The sequence below is a fragment of the Longimicrobiales bacterium genome (assembly GCA_035764935.1).
GTDB lineage: Bacteria > Gemmatimonadota > Gemmatimonadetes > Longimicrobiales > RSA9 > DASTYK01.
This window is the reverse complement of record DASTYK010000185.1, coordinates 1-16,496: the sequence shown is the minus strand read 5'-3', so window position 1 is coordinate 16,496 and position 16,496 is coordinate 1. Positions and strand designations below refer to the sequence as shown.

The following is a 16,496-nucleotide window of genomic DNA, read 5'->3' as shown; positions in this document are numbered from 1 at the left end:
TCAGCGTGCGGTTGCGAGGATCTCGTTCACCAGCGCGGTCGCCTGGTAGACGCTGCGGAGTGCTTCCAGAATGCCGGCGGCCGCGACACTGACCGTGCGACCGCCCGAGTCCGGCCGGAACAGGAACTCGTTCGGCAGGCCCTCGATGTTGCTGTCGAACGCGAGTCCGACGACGCGCATCTCCCGGTCGATCAGGGGGCTGCCGCTGTTGCCTCCGGTGATGTCGTTGGTCGAGACGAAGTCGAGGGGCACGGACTTGTCGAGCTGCTGCGCGCGCTGCGCGAACGAGGCCGGCAGCTCCCAGGGGAACTCGTTATCGAATCCCGCGGCCAGGTTGTACATGCCATAGAAGGTCGTGAACGGTGGCGCCTGCGTGCCGTTGTACGGATAGCCGCTCACGACGCCGTCGGTGATGCGCAGCGTGAACGTTGCGTCCGGCGGCAGGTCCGCGCCGTAGACGGCGAAGAGTGCCTTGGCGAGACGCTCCTCCTGTACTGCCTCGTCGGCGTTGAGCTGCTCGAGCTCGGCGGTCAGCTCCGGGAAGAGCGGACCCGCGGCTGCGGCAAACCGGAGCAGCGGATCGGTCGTATTCGCGAGCGCCGCCGCGCCGCCGTCCATGACCTGTCGGCGGTACGCCTGATCGAGCACGCGCGACGCAGCCGTGATCCTGCGTGCTGCGGCCGTCGGATCCTCGCCTGCATCGAACAGTGCGGCACGCAGCGGATCACCGGCGGGCAGCCACTCCCAGGCGAGCTCCAGGTACAGCTCGAGCAGGGCACTCGCGATGCGCGGGTCCACCTGCGAAGGCGCGTTCAGCATCTGCTCGATCTGCGCCCGGTTCTCCCGGAACGCCTCGGACTGCTGCGCCTCCGGCAGGGCCGCCTGCTGTACGTAGTCCACCAGGTTGCGCGCGTACATGATGTGCGGGGCGCCGACGAACTCCGGGTTCGTGATGTTCACGCGCGGCGCGACAGCGAGCTTGCGCTGGTGAATCGCCGCGAGGCGATCCCACACGTCACCGTACTCGGCGCGCAGTGCGGCATCGCGGTTCACCGCATCGCGGAATTCACGCTCCCAGCGGATCTTGCGTGCGACCAGAGTGGTGTCGCGCAGTCCGGCGAGCTGGCCGCTGTATGCCTTGAGGCTGTTCTCGACGGAGAAGAGCTGCTGGCGCACCTGCTGCTCCATCTGCGGATTCGCCTCCGCGAGCGACTGCAGGAAATCGCGCTGGCCACGCAGCAGCTGCACCAGGAACGGATGCCGGAAGCGCTGCTCGTACATCAGCTCCGACACCGTGATCATGCGGCTGGTCGAGCCCGGATTGCCGGTGACGAACACCAGCTCACCGTCGGCGATCGGGGCCCGGCGCCAGGGGAAGTACGGCGTCTGCGCCGGCGTCGTCTCGTCCCCGTCGTATGCGCGCAGGAACGCCGCGTCGAGAGCGTAGCGCGGATAGGTGAAGTTGTCCGGGTCGCCGCCAAAGAAACCGGCCTGCAGCTCGGGCGCCCAGACGAGCTTCACCGGCTGGAAGCGGTGGTACTGGTAGAGCTGGTACTGCCCGCCATGGAAGAGCGAAACGACCTGGCACTCGTTGTCACCCGCACTCTCACACTCGCTTTCTATTCGCTCGATCTCCGCGTCCATCGCCTCCGTGACCGCCGTCGCGCTGGCACCCGCGGGTGCTGCTCCCTGAACGCGTGCGGTCACGTCATCGATCCCGACGAGCTGGTCCAGGTACAGTCCGGGGCAGAGCGCCTCGTCCTCGCGGCTACCCGCGTAGAAGCCCTGCTCCACGTAGTCGGTATCGCCCGTCGACTGCGCCTCGACGCACTCGCGCGCGCAGTGATGGTTGGTCATCACCAGTCCCTCGGGCGAGACGAAGGAGCCGGAGCAGAACGTGCCCACCCGCACCGACGCGAGGCGCACCTGGTCGAGCCACTGCTGGTCGGCCGAGAAGCCGTACGTGGTTCGCCAGTACTCGAGCGGCGCGTTCTCGAACGTCCACATCGTGCCCAGCTCCCGGCCGGTGAGCTCGATCGTCTCCGAGGCGCGCAGCGCCGCTTCCGACGGAACGAGCGCGCCCGTCGCTGCCGGTGGCTGCGCCGTCGGGGTGCCGGTGGCCGGAGTGGAGGGTGTCGGGGTCGTTGTTGCCGGGGCGGCGGAGGCGCACGCGCTCAGCCCGGCCACTGCGGCGAGGAGCAGGATCGGGAAGAATGGCTTGGCTTTCATGACAGGTTCCATGCGGTTGAATTGCACTGCCAGCTAGCTGCTCAGGTACTGCGCGAATGCGGCGGGCAGGGCCGGCATCGCGCCGACCGGCGGCATCGTCGCACTGAGTGTGTGCCAGAACAGGGGACGCGAGTCCGATGCCGAAAGCACGGCCGCGGCGGCCTTGGCCGTGTACGTCGGGTCGAGCGTGATTCCCAGGTCGGCAAAGCGTCTGGTTGCTGCAACGCCCGCCTCGGTTTCGTGACCGTAGCCGGCGCCGACCTGGTCGTCCAGGATGCGCACGGCCGCCTCGGCGCGCATCGGCGCGTCGCCCACGTCGACGCCGGCGCGCTCCAGCAGCGCGGCCGCTCCCTGCAGCAGCCGGCGCAGCATCCGCCGGTTGGTGACCAGCCGCGACGTGATGCGCACACCGCGCACCGGGATCGTGCGGCCGGCGAGCGCGAGCCCCAAAGCGATACCGGCGACCGTGCCCAGTGTCCCTGCTGCAACATAGATCGCGTCGGGTTCGGGGCCCGCGCCGATCTGCTCGTCCAGCTCCAGGGCGGCGGCAACGTAGCCCAGTGTGCCCGTCGCGTCGGAGCCGCCGGGCGGGACCAGGTAGGTCTGGTCGCCCAGCGCGCGCCGCGCACGCCACATCCCGTACGGCACCATCTCCATCCGCGACAGAAACCGCAGGTCGGCGCCGGTGTCCGCAATGCACAGCAGGACGTCGCGAACGTGATCGGTGCGGTGCTGCGGGAACAGAAGCGTCGTGACGTCGAAGCCGAGGCGGCGGCCGTAGATGGTCGTGGCAAGCGCGTGGTGCGAGCCGGTGGCACCCGCCGTGACAATGCGGGTCGCACCTTCGGCGCGCGCCCGCGCCAGGAGAAACTCCAGCTTCCGCACCTTGTTGCCGCCATACGGCCGGGCGGCCAGGTCATCACGCTTGAGCATCACCTCCCGACCCCCCAGCCCGTGCGTGGTGAGCGGTGTTCGCTCCACGCCCAGCGAGACCCACGGCAGTCGGTCGTTCAGTGCAGGATAGCGGTCGAGCAGTGCGTTGGATGCTGCTGTCATCAATCAGTGCCGGCGGTGCGGGTTCACCGGCAAGGTAGGCGAGTGCAGCGCCAGCGTCGAGTGAGGGGGCAACCGTGCCCGGGACTCCAGGCGTCTGCTCCATTCCCTCGCGTGCCCCGTGAGGGCGGAGCCCGGGCGACGGTGTCCTGCGACGTGTCCGCCGCGTGCTACGACAACAGACGGTCTGCTGTGCTGCCGGGTCCGGTTGTAACGCGCACCGGCTGTTGCATGCTCCATTCCACGGAACGGGCGCTCCGGGCCCGCTTCACGGTCGAGCACCAGACCTGCGCCGCATTTTCGATCATGTCCCGCTCGCTCCGCCCCTCGAACAGCACCGCGACACCATGGGGGAACGGCGTCGTCGCGGTCATGCCGCGACTGTCTACCTCGATCACTCGATCCAGAATCCCAGTCACCCGATGATCCGCCGTACCGGCAACGTGCGCGACGCGCCACGGGCCGATCAAACTGGATCCGTCCTCGAACTCAATCGTCGTGCGCAGCTCGTTGCCCTGCAGTTCGCCGCGGCACGCCGGGCTCTCCGACTCCACCGGCGCGCCGGGGAACGCATGCAGCGCGGTGGCGAACACCAGTGCCATCGTCGTCATGCTACCCCCTTCTGCTTCGGCCGCCCGCAGGCGGTCATCCGCGCCCTCCCTGCCCCGCCAGAGAGCAAGAATGGGTCCCTGCGGGTGAAAAGGCGGCAGAATCCGTCACGGCCGGGGCCCGGCTCACGCGTTGACGGGTCGCACCCGTACCGGCAGACTCCTGCGCATGGCAGAGAACGCGCTGGACAACGTTGTGGTCGTGCTCCATCGGACGCAGGACCTCGTCAACATCGCGGGCACGGTGCGCGCGATGATGAACATGGGACTTTCCCGGCTGCGGCTGGTCGCACCGGACCTCTTCGACGCATATCGCATCGCGGGCATCGCCCACGGATCGGAGTGGCTGCTGGAGCGGGTCGAGTTCTTCGATACGCTGGATGAGGCGGTCGCGGACGCGGGCCACATCGTCGGGACCACGGCACGGCGGCGGACGGCTGCGTACGTGTGGGCGCATCCGCGCGAAGCGGCGCCGCGTCTGATCGCCCATGCCAGCGGGCTGCCCGGACCGGTCTGCGTACTGTTCGGCCGGGAGGACAAGGGGCTCAGCAACGAGGACCTCGACCGTTGCAACGAGCTGCTGGTGATCCCCACGAGCGAGCGGCACTCGTCGCTCAACCTGGCGCAGGCGGTGCTGCTGGTCAGCTACGAGCTGCGCCTGGCCGCGCTTTCCGATCAGCCGGCGCTGCCGCGACCCAAGCGCGACGCGGCTCCGGCCACTCCTGCTGAGCTGGACGACTGGTTCGGCGACGCGGGCCGGACGCTGGAGCTGATCGAGTTCTACAAGGCGCGCGATCCGGAGGCGATCATGCGGACGCTGCGTGCGGTCACGCGTCGCGCCGAGCTGACGTCGCGTGAAGCGAAGCTGCTGCGCGCGATGGCCATCGAGGTGCGAAAGTACATCGAGCGGAACACGTAGCGTTCACGGCAGCGAATGGCAGTCGCGCAAAGCGACGAGCGCCCGGCGGTTGTCAGACCGCCGGGCGCTCGTCGTTCAGCAGCAGCGCGGGATCAGGCGACGGGATCGCTGGTCCCGTGTGGCACGCCGGCATCGAATTCGACGCCCTGCAGCTCGACCTCGCTGAACGGCTGCCACGACTGGAACATCGGGAAGCGGCTCGCGAACCAGCTGTGCGCCATGAGCATGAGCCCGAGGAAGAGGGGCAGCATCCCGATCTCGCGCCAGCCGAGCGGCAGCGTGTCCGTGCCGATGTAGAGCGAAGGGTACACGAGCGTCCAGCGCTCGAGCCAGAGTCCGAGCAGGCTGATGATCGCGAACGTCATCAGGATGCGGGTGTGCCGCTTGGCGGACACGCTCAGCATGCCGAAGAACGGGATCACGAAGATCATGAAGAACACGATCGACGACGTGACCCGGAACGGCATCACCAGCCGGTGAATCAGGTACTCCTGCTCGAGCGGCAGCTTGCCGTACCAGATCACGATGTAGTGCGAGAAGAACAGGTACGCCCAGAAGATCGTAAGCCCGAGGAACATCTTGCCCAGGTCGTGGAAGCCGCTCGGCGGTACGATCCCCACGAAGCCGTGCTGTCGCGAGTACAGCACCGCGACGACGATCGTGAGGGTGATGCCGCCGAGGAAGGCGCCCATGAACAGGAACGGGCTGAACAGCGTGCTGAACCAGTGCGGCTCGAGGGACATGAAGAAGTCCCAGCCGACGAACGTCATCCCGAGTGCGTACAGCAGCACCAGCACGGGCGCGAGCACGGTCAGCTTCTTGTACGCGCGGAACTCCTCGGGCTCCTGGCCGCGCCAGCCGCGCGTGAGGCGCATGTACAGCGGGTGCAGCCGCGCATCGACCCCGTCGCGCATCATGCCGAGGTCAGGGCGCAGCGTGACGTACGCGAAGTACAGTGACACGCCGATCAGTGCTGCGAGTGCCAGGACGTTGCGCACCGCGAGGAACGGCATGTTCAGGTACGCTTCCTTGCCGGGCACCGGATGCTCGATCCACGGGAAGATGTGATCGGCGCCGAAGATGAGGATCGGCAGCATCAGCACGAACGCGATCGGCAGGAAGGCGGCCCATGACACGGCGAAACGGCGGATCGGCCGGGCCCAGAGCCCCTTGGCGATCGTCGTCACGGCGGCCAGGATCACGGCGCCCTGGGCGATGCCGAAGGCCCAGATCCAGTTGAACAGGTACGAGTGCCACGCGCGTGCCGGGTCGACCAGCAGCGCTGCAATGAACACGAGCAGCCCGATGATGGTGAGCACCGGCCCTGCGAGCCGCAGCCCGTTCGGCAGCGGATCCAGGCGGCGGAGCGGGATCTCGTGTGAATGAGACGAGTGCGCCATGCTTTATTCCAGGCCTGCGGTGTCCTGCACCGCGGTATCCGTCGTTGCCGGCTGTGTCGCAGCGGGCTGGGCCGCCGCGGGTGCCGCGGCGCCGCCGGCCTGCTGCAGGTGCCGGACGTAGTTCACGATGGCCCAGCGCTCGGCGTCCGTGGTGCGGCCGCCGTACGCCGGCATCAGTCCGCGACCGACGCGGATGATCCCGTAGATGTAGCCGTCGGAGCGGCCGGGCGCGTTGCCGGTGATGAGCGACATGCCCATCGGAAACACGTCGGGCCCGATGACCGGTCCGTCACCGGCGCCCTCCGTTCCGTGGCAGACGAAGCAGTGCCGCGTGTACATCTCCTGGCCGTAGGCGATCCAGGCGGAGTCGTTCGCAACGCCGGTGTACGGGTTGCGGCCGTACTCGCTGGCGGCGAACTCGTTGAGCCCCGCCTCCGTCGCCTCCATCGGCGGCAGTGCGCGGCCGAGCGGGCTCTCGAAGGGGACTGATCCGGGCGGCGCCATGCGCGGCATCTCGTAGGGATCGAAGAACGGCGCCTCGCGCAGGAATGCAAAGACCGGCACGCTCGCGAGCGCGTTGTCGATCTGCGTGCAGGCGGTGGTGCCTGCCAGGGTGATGGCCAGCGCAGTCAGCCGGAACGCGCGCTCAAACTTCACTGGTCACCTCCCGTGTGCCGTGGCGGACCTCGACGGCACCGCTCTCCGCGAGCACCCTGCGAACCTCCTCCGCGCGGTCGGCCGAGGGGACCACGTAGACCCCGAACTGGTCGACCGAGAAGCTGCGATCGTAGACGAGCGTGGGGCTGCGCTGCGGCAGCCGTGCATTGACGAACAGGCCCAGGATCGTCGAGAGCGCACCGAACAGGATCGTCAGCTCGAACGCGATGATCACCCACGCGGGCAGCGAGATGATCGGCTTGCCGCCGGTCACCAGTGGCCAGTCCATCGAAGTCCAGGTGGCCAGCGCGAAACCGCTGGCCGCGCCGGTCAGGCCGCCCACGAGCGTGAACAGCCGGACCGGGCTCTCCTCGGTATCGAGCGCGTGCTCGATGTCGTGGTTCGGCGCCGGTGTGAACACGGTCGGTCGCTTCACGCCCAGGTCGCGCAGCTCATGGATCGCTTTGACCGTCGCATCGACGGAATCGAAGATGCCCAGGACACCCGGGCTCCTTGTCGCGCTCATCGGATCAGTGCTCCTCTGCAGAGCCGACGCGGCCCTGCGCCTGCGCTCCCGCGCCCGCGCGCGAACGACGCAGCGGTGCGGGCAGAACTTCCTTCAGCTCCGCGATGGAGACCGCGGGCAGGATCCGCATGAACAGCAGGAACCACATGAAGAACCAGCCGAAGCTGCCGGCGAGGATCGCCATCTCGGTCCAGCTCGGCATGTAGTTGCGCCACTGCCAGGGCTCGTACTCGTGGGCGAGCGACACGACGATGATCACGAAGCGCTCGAACCACATCCCGATGTTGATGAAGATGGTGATCACGAACATGGCGGCGTACGAGGTACGCACCTTCCGCGACCACAGCAGCATCGGGATGATGCCGTTGCACGTGAGCATGATCCACGTGGCCCACCAGTAGTCACCGAATGCGCGCCACCAGAACTGGCCGCGCTCCGGCACCTCGACGCTGTACCAGGCGATGAAGTACTCGCTCAGGTACGCGTAGAAGACGACCATGCTGGTGACGAGGATCATCTTCCCCATCGCGTCCATGTGGCGCGGGGTGAAGTACGCCTCGAGCCCGAAGATCTTGCGGATCGGGATGACCAGCGTGAGCACCATCGCGAGACCGGAGAAGATCGCGCCGGCGACGAAGTAGGGTGCAAAGATCGTCGTGTGCCAGCCCGGCACGATCGACATGGCGAAGTCCCAGGACACGACCGAGTGCACGGACAGCACCAGGGGTGTCGCGAGCGCGGCCAGGTACAGGTACGCGCGCGTGAAGTGCTTCCACTCGTTGTCGGTACCGCGCCATCCGAACGAGAGGATCGTGTACAGCTTCTTCCGCCACGGCACCGTGGTCGCGTCGCGTGCGGCCGCGATGTCGGGGATCATGCCGATCAGGAAGAACGTCGCCGACACCGTGAAGTAGGTGCTGACCGCAAAGACGTCCCACACCAGCGGGCTGCGGAAGTTCGGCCAGATGCCGCGCTGGTTCGGGTACGGCAGCAGGTAGTAGAACAGCCAGGGCCGCCCGAGGTGGATGATCGGGAAGAGGCCCGCGGTCATGACCGCGAAGACGGTCATGGCCTCGGCCGCGCGGTAGATCGACTGCCGCCAGCGTGCGCGGAACAGGTAGAGCACCGCGGAGATCAGCGTGCCCGAGTGCGCGATACCGACCCAGAAGACGAAGGTCGTGATGTATGCGCCCCAGCCGACCGGGTTGGTCAGGCCGGACATGCCGATGCCGAGGATGACCTGCCCCGCCCAGGCAAAGCCGAGCAGCCCGACCAGGGCGATCGACACCGCGAGCAGTATGAAGTAGGCGCGACCCGGTTTGCCGAGCAGCTTCAGCAGGTCCTTGTTGACCTGGCCGTAGCTGCCGACGTCCGGGTGCGTCTCGGAGCGAATGACCGTAGCCATGCTTCGTTATGCCTCCGCGCCTTCCGGCCGCACCCGCTTCAGGTACGTGATCGCGGACTGTGTGTTGATTTGCTCGAGCACGCGGTAGCCGCGACCCGATGCGGCGACGCGCGTGACCCGGGCGTTCGGATCCTTCAGGTTGCCGAACACGATCGCGTCCGACGGACACGTCTGCGCGCACGCCGGCACGATCTCGCCATCGCGCACACCGCGGTTCTCGAGTCGCGCGACGTGCTGCTGCTCGCGGATCCGCTGCACGCAGAAGGTGCACTTCTCCATCACGCCCTTCTCGCGCACCGTGACGTCCGGATTCAGCTGCCAGTTGAGCGGCTCCGGCCACTCCCAGCTGAACCAGTTGAACGTACGGACCTTGTACGGGCAGTTGTTCGCGCAGTAGCGCGTGCCCACGCAGCGGTTGTAGACCTGGCCGTTCAGCCCGTCCGGCGTGTGATACGCCGCGTAGACCGGGCAGACCGGCTCGCACGGCGCGTTGCCGCACTGCTGACAGAGCATCGGCAGGAACGTCGTGTGGAGATCCTCCGCCTCACCCTCGAAGTAGCGCTCGATGCGCAGCCAGTGGAGGATACGCCCCTTGGCCACCTGCTCGGGGCCGACGATGCCGATGTTGTTCTCCGCGTAGCATGCCGTGATGCAGGCGCTGCAGCCGGTGCAGCGCTCCATGTCGATCGACATGCCCCAGCGCGGGTGTTCCTCGGAGTACTCGCCGTAGTGCGTGCCCTCGGGCGGCCACGCCTGCGGTGACGCGTTGATCTCGGCGGGCGCGAAGCCACCGCTCGCCTGCAGCTCGTGCACGCGTGCCTCGAACGGATGCACGTCGTGGCCGTGAGCGCCGGCCTCGGGCTGGTGTCCCTCCTGCATTTCCGAGAGATGCTCGCCGCCGGCGCCGGTCATGGCCATGGCCACGAGCAGGCCACGCTCCGTGTCCCTGGCGCGCGCCTCGGCCAGCGAGATGCTCTGCGCGACGTCGCGGTTCTCCTGGTCCGCGTTCAGCCCGGACTGGATCGGCCGCTCCCAGCGGCCGGTGGGCCGCAGCGTGGCGCGCTGCTGCATGTACAGGAATGCGCCGGACACCGGGTCCGCGAGCGGCGCCAGCAGGTCGAGCGGGTTGACGCCGCGGTTCATCGCATAGCGGCCGAACTGCGTGTGCCCCTGCCCCAGCTGGATCGCGATCGTGTCCTGGCGCGTGCCCGGATGGATCCAGACCGGCGCCTCGACAGAGCCGAAGTCGGTCGCGACTTCGACGATGTGACCGGTGTCCAGGTCGAGCTGCTCGGCCACCACCGGGCTGATCTCGACCCACGACGACCACGAGAACTTCGAGACCGGGTCGGGCAGCTCCTGGAGCCACGGCCGGTTCGCGTTGCGGCCGTCGAAGAAGCGGCTGGACGGATAGACGACGAGGTAGTAGCCGTCCTGCGGCCCGCTGATCTCCGGCTCACCGAAGGGAACCTGCGCCAGCGAGGCACCGGCTGTCGCGGCCGCTGCAGGCGCGGCGGCAGCCGTCGCCTGCACGACGAAGCCCGTCTGGAGCACGTCGCGCCACCAGTCCTCGAAGGCCGCGCCGCCGCCGGCGCTCGCGTACGGGCCACGCTGCCACTGGGCGCGCACGTAGTCGTAGAACGTCGGCTGCGCGTCCGGCAGGTTCGTACCGGCGCGGACCGCAACGGACAGCAGCACGTCGCCCGTCTGCTTGGTGTCGAACACCGGCATCATGACCGGCTGGACGATGCCCGTGAGCCCGGTACGCGGCTGATAGTCGCCCCAGCTCTCCAGGAAGTGGTGATCCGGCAGCAGCAGGTGCGCGTGCGCGCTCGTCTCGTCGAGGTAGCTCGAGAAGGAGGCGACGAAGGGCACCTGTCCGATCGCGCTCTCCACCTCGGCGCGATTCGGCAGCTCGTACAGCGGGTTGGGCCCGTAGACGAGCAGCCCGCCAACCTGCCCACCGGCCATGCGCTGGACGAGCTGCTGCATCTCCTGGTAGGTGCCGGCATTGTTGCCGGCCGCCTCGGCGCGATCGATGTGCACCGTGCTGCCGATGTTGCCGGCAACCTGGTTCAGGAGCATCACGGCGCTCGCGACCGCGGTCGCGGCCGCGTGCGTGGAGGCCACGCCCGGGCCGACCGCGAGCGAGCGGCCGTTGTTCGCGAACACGGCTGCGACCTGGCGGATGCGCTCGGGCGAGACGCCCGCGGCCGCCGCGGCCTGCGCCACGTCGACGTTCGCGAGCATCGCCGCGCCCTGTCCCGCATCACCGCCGTTGTCGGCAATGATCCGCGCGATCGCGAGCGCGACGAGGTGCTCGGTGCCCGGCTTGACCGGCAGCCACTCGTCGGCATTCATGTCCGTGAGCGACTGGTGCGGCGTGACGGAGATCAGGCGACCGCGCTGGCCGTTGCGGTAGCTGACGCCCTGACCCCACCCGTGCTGGTAGTCGACGGGCGAGACCCATGTCTCGAAGATGTCGGCGCCGAAGGTCAGCACGACCTCGGCGTTCTCGAACGAGTGAACCGGCACCGCGTCGCGGCCGTACATCATCCGCATCGCGGCACGGACCGGCTCGTAGGCGAACGGCTCGTAGCGGACGCGCCGGATGTTGAAGGCGGCGCAGAAGTCGTCGATCAGCCGGTCCAGACTGCCCGTAAAGCTGTGCGTCAGGAAGACCGTTTCACCCTGCGGCTGCATGAGCTGGCGTGCGAGCCGGTTCTCGGCATCGTCCCACGACAGCTTGTCCCAGCCGGTCCCCACGCGCGCCAGTGCCTGCGGCACCCGGTCAGGGTTGTAGAGGCCGTGCAGCGAAGCCTGTCCGCGCGAGCACAGGTGACCGTGCGAAACGGGTGAGAGCGGATTGCCCTCCGCCTTGATCGCGCGCCCCTCACGCGTGCGGACGTTCATGCCACAGCCAGCCGGACACTCCCGGCACGTCGTGCGATACCAGGTCGAGATGCCGGGTACGATCTCCTCCGGCCCCACGACATACGGGATCAGCCGCTCCGTGCCGGCCGTGCCGCAACCGGTCAGCGCCGCGCCCGCGCCGGTCGCGCCGATGACCTTGAGGAACTCGCGTCTTTCCAAACCATTAGCCATGTCGGCTCACACTCAATAGTGACAGACCGTACAATCCGTGCGCGCCTGCCGCTGCTCGTGGCACTGGACACACCAGCCCATCGTCAGTGGAGGCACCTGCTCGACCACATCCATCGTCTCGACCGGGCCATGACACTCCTGGCACTGGAGACCGGCGTTCACGTGACGCATGTGCGGGAAGTGCGCGTGGTCAGGCAGGTCGTAAACTCGCACCCACGGGATCGGGCGCTGCTCGCGCCAGTACTGCACGAGCTGCTGCACACCGGGACGATCCGCGCGCACGAGCGGCTGACCGCCCGGAATATGACAGCCCGCACACACCTGCACCGCCGGAATGCCCGCGTCGACGGACTTGTCCGCCGACGAGTGGCAGTACATGCAGGGCATCTGGCGGGTGCCCGCGTGCAATGCGTGGGAGAAATTTGCTATCGGCTGCTCGGGCGCATTCTTACCAAACGGCCCGACAGCTGAGGCTGCGATCAGACCGGAGCCTGCCAGTGCCAGCGCACCCGCCACTCCGAAGATCGCCCACCTGGCTTTCGACATCGCGCACCTGACTGTTCGTAATACCGTGAGTCGCCGCAACGCGGACTCGACCACGCGCAAAGCAGCCGCGCAATCGTCGTCGGGTTCCGGCGGGCGGCCAGCATAGTGGCGGTTCAACCCGTCCGCAAGACGAACACAGGGCGCGGAGCCGGGGCAATCTGCCCTCGCATCCCACCCCCCGCAACCCGCTGCGCCTTCCCCACTTCCCACCCGGGTCGGAGTGCCCCAGATTGAGGAGCAGAGTAGCTGCTGCTGCTCCCAGTCAAACGGACGATGCGTCGAATCACTGCCGGCCTGCGTGGACTGCTCCTCGCACTCGTCGCGCTCTGCGCGCCGGGCACGGCCTCGCATGCGCAGGCACAGGCAACGCCCGACGGCCACGACGCCACCGCATCGCACGTCGGCGCCGACGCCCGGCCGCAGGACCACATCGACCGCAGCTTCGAGCGCCCGCTCCCGTTCCTCGCCGGGCAGGGCGCGCTCGAGACACTTCTCGAGATCAACCCGCGCGTCAACCTGCGCGCAACGGGCCGACCCGATCAGAGCATCGACGACGGTTCGGACGCTCGTCCCGCCGCCCTGAGCCAGTTGCGGGTCCGTCTCGCATTGTGGCAGCACGCGGCGACCGACATCACCTGCGCGTTCGCCAGTAACGGCACCCTCCACAGCTTCAGCACGCCTCCGCCCGCTCCGCGTTCCTGACAGATCCGGCCCGGCCGGCGCGCGTCCCCGGGACGCTGTGCCGCACCGGTGCGACGTCGCACGCGCCTGACACAGGGCGCCAGCACGTCGTGCACGTACGCGATCCGTGGATCCGCTGATCCGCTGATCCGCGCCTTGCCGCGTGCCGGACCAATCCACAACGCCGAAACACAACCAGGAAACGGAGCGAATCCATGCTGCTGATTCAGGACACGACCGATGGTGGCCTCACGTTCGAGGCCGTGATCCGCAACCTGCCGCACGACGCCGGCGCGATCGTCGTTTACGTGCTGATGCTTGCCTTCATCGGCTTCATCTGGTACGGCAGCCGGAAGCCGCCGGCGATCGACGAGGCGCGCGATGAAACCGGAGACTGAGCGTGCGCCGATGTCAGGAACGCTGCTGGCGAGCCGGCCGAGGAGCGAGGGCGGCGGACGCATAGCAGCGGGCCTGGCGTCCCTTGTCGCACACGGGCTGGTCATCGTGGCCGTCGCGTGGGCCACGATGAGTGCCGGCCAGGAAGTGAAGGAAGTGGTGACGGTGCTCATTCCGGTGGCGGAAGAACCGCCACCGCCGCCACCGCCGCCGCCGCCGCCTCCGGAAGACATTGCGCCGCCGCCGCCGAGCGAGCCCGTCGCGCGCGGATTCCAGACCCTGGAGATGCCGGACGTGGTGATGCCGGACATTCCGCCCCCGCAGCCGCAGCTGCGCATTGACGTGCGGGATTTCAGCGGTGTCGGCGTGGAAGGTGGTCGCGCCGACGGCGATTCGACGATCACCATCACGGCCGAGGACATCGCGGCGGCGCCGCGCTTCACGCCCTACACAGTCGCGCCGGAGCTGAAGAACCGGACGGAGGTCGCACGCGCCCTGGAGCGGCAGTATCCGCCACTCCTGCGCGATGCCGGCATCGGCGGCAGCGTACTCGTCTGGATCTTCATCGACGAGCAGGGTGCAGTGCTGCGAACGCAGGTCAAGGAATCGAGCGGTTACGAGGCACTCGATGAAGCGGCGACGCACGTCGCCCGGATCATGGAGTTCTCACCCGCACTGAACAGGGATAATCACGTGCCGGTCTGGGTCGCACTGCCGATCCAGTTCCAGACGCGCTGACGAACAAGGGATATCGAAAATGAACATGTCGCTGATCGAGCTCTGGGGCCACATGGGGTGGTTCGCCAAGGGCATCGTATTCGTGCTACTGGGTATGTCGCTGGCGGTCGCGACCGTGTCGATCCGCAAGCTGATCATGCTTGCGCGCTCGAAGCGGGAGACGGTGCGCTTCGCCCCCGGCTTCTCGGATGCGCTCGCGCGCGAGGATTTCAATGCCGCGGCGAGCCTGGTGGAGCAGTACCCGAACAGCCACCTCGCGAACGCGTTCCGGCGCGTATTTCCGTCGCTGCAGGCGCACTCCGAGGATCACACGCTCACACCGGTGGAGGTCGCGTCCGTGCAGCGGATGATCGAGCTGAACACGCTCGAACAGCTCTCGCGGTTCCGCCGCGGGCTCGGTGTGCTGGCGACCATCGGCGCGACGGCGCCGTTCGTCGGTCTGCTCGGCACGACGATGGGCGTGGTGAATGCATTCACGGGCATGGCCAGTGCCGGCAGCGGCGGCCTGGCAGCCATTTCTGCGGGTATCGCCGAAGCTCTGATCACAACGGCTATCGGCCTGCTCGTCGCACTGCCCGGCGTGTGGATGTACAACTACTTCATCAATCGTATCGACTTCACCTCGATGGAGATCACGTACGCGACGAAGGAGTTCATGGACTTCCTGCTGCGCTTCGAGGCCCGGCTCGGCGGGACCACCGCGCTGAGCGCGCACGGTTCTGCGCTCAGCCACAGCGTGTGAGGCAGCATGGGCATGCAGTCGCACGACATCAAGGACACCAACGTGATGGCGGACATCAATGTCACGCCGATGGTCGACGTCATGCTGGTGCTGCTGGTGATCTTCATGATCGTCACACCCGCCATCGTAGCCGGTTTCAAGGCGCAGCTCCCGGACGGGGTGAACCTGCTGTCGAGACCGGAAGAAGAGGATCGGACCGTCCTGGGCATCGACATGAACGGCGCATACTACCTGAACAAGCGCCCGATCGCCGCCGGTGACGCGGCGGCGCTGCTGAGGGCAGAGTTCGAGCGTCACCCGGAGGACCGGGTGCTGTTCATCAAGGCTGATCGCTCGCTGCGCTATGGCGAGATGATGAAGGCCATGGAGCTCGGCCGCGAGGCGGGCGCCCGCGTGATCGCCGCCGTGACGGAGCAGTCCCCGGGCACGGAATCCAACGTTCGCGTTGTGGAATAGGAGGCGGTATGGCGATCCAGATGGGCAGCACGGGACGATCGTCCATGGCGGACATCAACATGACGCCGATGATCGACGTGCTGCTGGTGCTGCTCGTGATCTTCATGATCGCGCAGCCGCTGCTGCAGAAGAGCATCGACGTCCAGCTGCCGATCGACAAGGCGACATCGGCTGCTTCGAATGCCCGCATCGTGCTCGAGATTGACGCGGCGGGCGCGATGACGATCAACACACGCGCGGTCACACCGGGCCAGCTTGCGGCGACGCTGGACGAGATCTACCGCGACCGGCCGGACCGCGTGCTGTTCGTGAAGGCCGACCCTGATGTTCCCTACCAGACAGTCATCGGAGCACTCGACGCCGCGCGCGGGGCCGGCGTCGAGGTACTCGGCGCCGTTCTGCCACGGGAGGCTCGATCGTGACAACCGGCAGCACCTCCAACGAAGCCTGGGGCACCCGCATCGGGCTCATTCTCGCCATGGCGGGCAACGCCGTCGGGCTCGGCAACTTCCTGCGCTTCCCGGTGCAGGCGGCGAGCAACGGCGGCGGCTCGTTCATGGTCACGTACTTCATCGCGCTGCTGCTGCTCGGCATCCCGCTGATGTGGATCGAGTGGGGCATCGGGCGGAACGGAGGGCGCTACCGCAAGGGTCACATCCCCGGGATGTTCGCGGCGGTCTGGCACCATCCCGCCGCGAAGTACATCGGTGTGGTCGGCATGGTCATCCCGCTCGTCGTGATGATCTACTACACGTACATCGAGAGCTGGACGCTCGCATTCACGTGGTTCTCCCTCTCGGGTGACTACTTCGGCCACACCTCGCAGGAGCAGATGACCGGCTACCTGCAGTCGTTCCAGGGTGTCGGGGATGCGGCCACGCGTGAGCATGCCTGGTACACGCCGTACGGTTTCTTCCTGGTCACGCTCGGCATCAACATCTGGGTCATATCCAGGGGGATTTCCGGTGGCATCGAGCGGCTGGCGCGGATCGGCATGCCGATCCTGTTCCTGTTTGCGGCCATCCTCGCCGTCGT

Annotated in this window: 17 protein-coding genes; 8 read left to right on the top strand and 9 right to left on the bottom strand. The window is 67.6% G+C overall.

Features of this window, described 5'->3' with window-relative positions; genetic code table 11:
* The 3 genes from VFU06_16315 to VFU06_16305 all read right to left on the bottom strand — a co-directional run bounded on the left by VFU06_16315 (position 1) and on the right by VFU06_16305 (position 3,893).
* Positions 1-2,229: a S46 family peptidase gene (locus VFU06_16315; protein ID HEU5210961.1), complete on the bottom strand. Its 2,229-nt coding sequence runs from the start codon at positions 2,227-2,229 to the stop codon at positions 1-3.
* 33 nt (positions 2,230-2,262) lie between these two features.
* Positions 2,263-3,285, bottom strand: a complete 1,023-nt coding sequence (locus VFU06_16310; protein ID HEU5210960.1) for a pyridoxal-phosphate dependent enzyme — start codon at positions 3,283-3,285, stop codon at positions 2,263-2,265.
* 167 nt (positions 3,286-3,452) lie between these two features.
* Positions 3,453-3,893 (bottom strand): hypothetical protein, encoded by a 441-nt coding sequence (locus VFU06_16305; protein ID HEU5210959.1) that lies wholly within the window; start codon positions 3,891-3,893, stop codon positions 3,453-3,455.
* Between the two features lie 166 nt (positions 3,894-4,059).
* Here VFU06_16305 and VFU06_16300 point away from each other — a divergent pair, with 166 nt between their 5' ends.
* Complete coding sequence (locus tag VFU06_16300) at positions 4,060-4,809, top strand: RNA methyltransferase (GenBank protein ID HEU5210958.1); 750 nt, start codon at positions 4,060-4,062, stop codon at positions 4,807-4,809.
* A 92-nt stretch (positions 4,810-4,901) separates the two neighbouring features.
* Here VFU06_16300 and nrfD (VFU06_16295) read toward each other — a convergent pair whose 3' ends face one another.
* Genes nrfD (VFU06_16295) through VFU06_16270 form a run of 6 tightly spaced genes read right to left on the bottom strand, consistent with a single transcriptional unit; the run spans position 4,902 to position 12,448 of the window.
* Complete coding sequence (gene nrfD, locus VFU06_16295) at positions 4,902-6,209, bottom strand: NrfD/PsrC family molybdoenzyme membrane anchor subunit (protein HEU5210957.1); 1,308 nt, start codon at positions 6,207-6,209, stop codon at positions 4,902-4,904.
* Positions 6,210-6,212: 3 nt separating this feature from the next.
* Positions 6,213-6,866, bottom strand: coding sequence for a cytochrome c (locus VFU06_16290; protein ID HEU5210956.1), 654 nt, complete (start codon positions 6,864-6,866; stop codon positions 6,213-6,215).
* The gene (locus VFU06_16285) at positions 6,856-7,392 is read right to left on the bottom strand and encodes a DUF3341 domain-containing protein (protein HEU5210955.1); all 537 of its coding nucleotides are present in this window, start codon (positions 7,390-7,392) and stop codon (positions 6,856-6,858) included. The genes VFU06_16290 and VFU06_16285 overlap by 11 nt, the downstream gene beginning before the upstream one ends.
* 4 nt (positions 7,393-7,396) lie before the next feature.
* The gene (gene nrfD, locus VFU06_16280; protein HEU5210954.1) at positions 7,397-8,797 is read right to left on the bottom strand and encodes an NrfD/PsrC family molybdoenzyme membrane anchor subunit; all 1,401 of its coding nucleotides are present in this window, start codon (positions 8,795-8,797) and stop codon (positions 7,397-7,399) included.
* Positions 8,798-8,803: 6 nt separating this feature from the next.
* A complete protein-coding gene (locus VFU06_16275; protein HEU5210953.1) occupies positions 8,804-11,902 on the bottom strand; it encodes a molybdopterin-dependent oxidoreductase in 3,099 nt (1,032 codons plus the stop codon).
* Positions 11,903-11,914: 12 nt separating this feature from the next.
* Complete coding sequence (locus VFU06_16270) at positions 11,915-12,448, bottom strand: cytochrome c3 family protein (protein ID HEU5210952.1); 534 nt, start codon at positions 12,446-12,448, stop codon at positions 11,915-11,917.
* A 273-nt stretch (positions 12,449-12,721) separates the two neighbouring features.
* Here VFU06_16270 and VFU06_16265 point away from each other — a divergent pair, with 273 nt between their 5' ends.
* The 7 genes from VFU06_16265 to VFU06_16235 all read left to right on the top strand — a co-directional run.
* The gene (locus VFU06_16265; GenBank protein HEU5210951.1) at positions 12,722-13,150 is read left to right on the top strand and encodes a hypothetical protein; all 429 of its coding nucleotides are present in this window, start codon (positions 12,722-12,724) and stop codon (positions 13,148-13,150) included.
* Positions 13,151-13,344: 194 nt separating this feature from the next.
* Positions 13,345-13,527 (top strand): hypothetical protein, encoded by a 183-nt coding sequence (locus VFU06_16260; protein HEU5210950.1) that lies wholly within the window; start codon positions 13,345-13,347, stop codon positions 13,525-13,527.
* On the top strand, positions 13,511-14,263 hold the full coding sequence (locus VFU06_16255; protein ID HEU5210949.1) for an energy transducer TonB: 753 nt from the start codon (positions 13,511-13,513) through the stop codon (positions 14,261-14,263). The genes VFU06_16260 and VFU06_16255 overlap by 17 nt, the downstream gene beginning before the upstream one ends.
* Positions 14,264-14,282: 19 nt before the next feature.
* A complete protein-coding gene (locus VFU06_16250; GenBank protein HEU5210948.1) occupies positions 14,283-15,005 on the top strand; it encodes a MotA/TolQ/ExbB proton channel family protein in 723 nt (240 codons plus the stop codon).
* Positions 15,006-15,011: 6 nt separating this feature from the next.
* Entirely contained in the window at positions 15,012-15,461 is a 450-nt protein-coding gene (locus VFU06_16245; GenBank protein HEU5210947.1) for a biopolymer transporter ExbD, read from the top strand.
* A gap of 8 nt (positions 15,462-15,469) precedes the next feature.
* Complete coding sequence (locus tag VFU06_16240; GenBank protein ID HEU5210946.1) at positions 15,470-15,883, top strand: biopolymer transporter ExbD; 414 nt, start codon at positions 15,470-15,472, stop codon at positions 15,881-15,883.
* Positions 15,880-16,496 (top strand): hypothetical protein (locus VFU06_16235; GenBank protein ID HEU5210945.1); only part of this gene is annotated, 617 nt, incomplete at its 3' end. The genes VFU06_16240 and VFU06_16235, both read left to right, overlap by 4 nt.

Excerpts from the sequence above, each read along its gene's own strand:
- VFU06_16315 (HEU5210961.1), bottom strand. The coding sequence starts at position 2,229 with ATGAAAGCCAAGCCATTCTTCCCGATCCTGCTCCTCGCCGCAGTGGCC.
- VFU06_16310 (HEU5210960.1), bottom strand. The coding sequence starts at position 3,285 with ATGACAGCAGCATCCAACGCACTGCTCGACCGCTATCCTGCACTGAAC.
- VFU06_16305 (HEU5210959.1), bottom strand. The coding sequence starts at position 3,893 with ATGACGACGATGGCACTGGTGTTCGCCACCGCGCTGCATGCGTTCCCC.
- VFU06_16300 (HEU5210958.1), top strand. The coding sequence starts at position 4,060 with ATGGCAGAGAACGCGCTGGACAACGTTGTGGTCGTGCTCCATCGGACG.
- nrfD (HEU5210957.1), bottom strand. The coding sequence starts at position 6,209 with ATGGCGCACTCGTCTCATTCACACGAGATCCCGCTCCGCCGCCTGGAT.
- VFU06_16285 (HEU5210955.1), bottom strand. The coding sequence starts at position 7,392 with ATGAGCGCGACAAGGAGCCCGGGTGTCCTGGGCATCTTCGATTCCGTC.
- nrfD (HEU5210954.1), bottom strand. The coding sequence starts at position 8,797 with ATGGCTACGGTCATTCGCTCCGAGACGCACCCGGACGTCGGCAGCTAC.
- VFU06_16275 (HEU5210953.1), bottom strand. The coding sequence starts at position 11,902 with ATGGCTAATGGTTTGGAAAGACGCGAGTTCCTCAAGGTCATCGGCGCG.
- VFU06_16270 (HEU5210952.1), bottom strand. The coding sequence starts at position 12,448 with ATGTCGAAAGCCAGGTGGGCGATCTTCGGAGTGGCGGGTGCGCTGGCA.
- VFU06_16265 (HEU5210951.1), top strand. The coding sequence starts at position 12,722 with ATGCGTCGAATCACTGCCGGCCTGCGTGGACTGCTCCTCGCACTCGTC.
- VFU06_16260 (HEU5210950.1), top strand. The coding sequence starts at position 13,345 with ATGCTGCTGATTCAGGACACGACCGATGGTGGCCTCACGTTCGAGGCC.
- VFU06_16255 (HEU5210949.1), top strand. The coding sequence starts at position 13,511 with ATGAAACCGGAGACTGAGCGTGCGCCGATGTCAGGAACGCTGCTGGCG.
- VFU06_16250 (HEU5210948.1), top strand. The coding sequence starts at position 14,283 with ATGAACATGTCGCTGATCGAGCTCTGGGGCCACATGGGGTGGTTCGCC.
- VFU06_16245 (HEU5210947.1), top strand. The coding sequence starts at position 15,012 with ATGGGCATGCAGTCGCACGACATCAAGGACACCAACGTGATGGCGGAC.
- VFU06_16240 (HEU5210946.1), top strand. The coding sequence starts at position 15,470 with ATGGCGATCCAGATGGGCAGCACGGGACGATCGTCCATGGCGGACATC.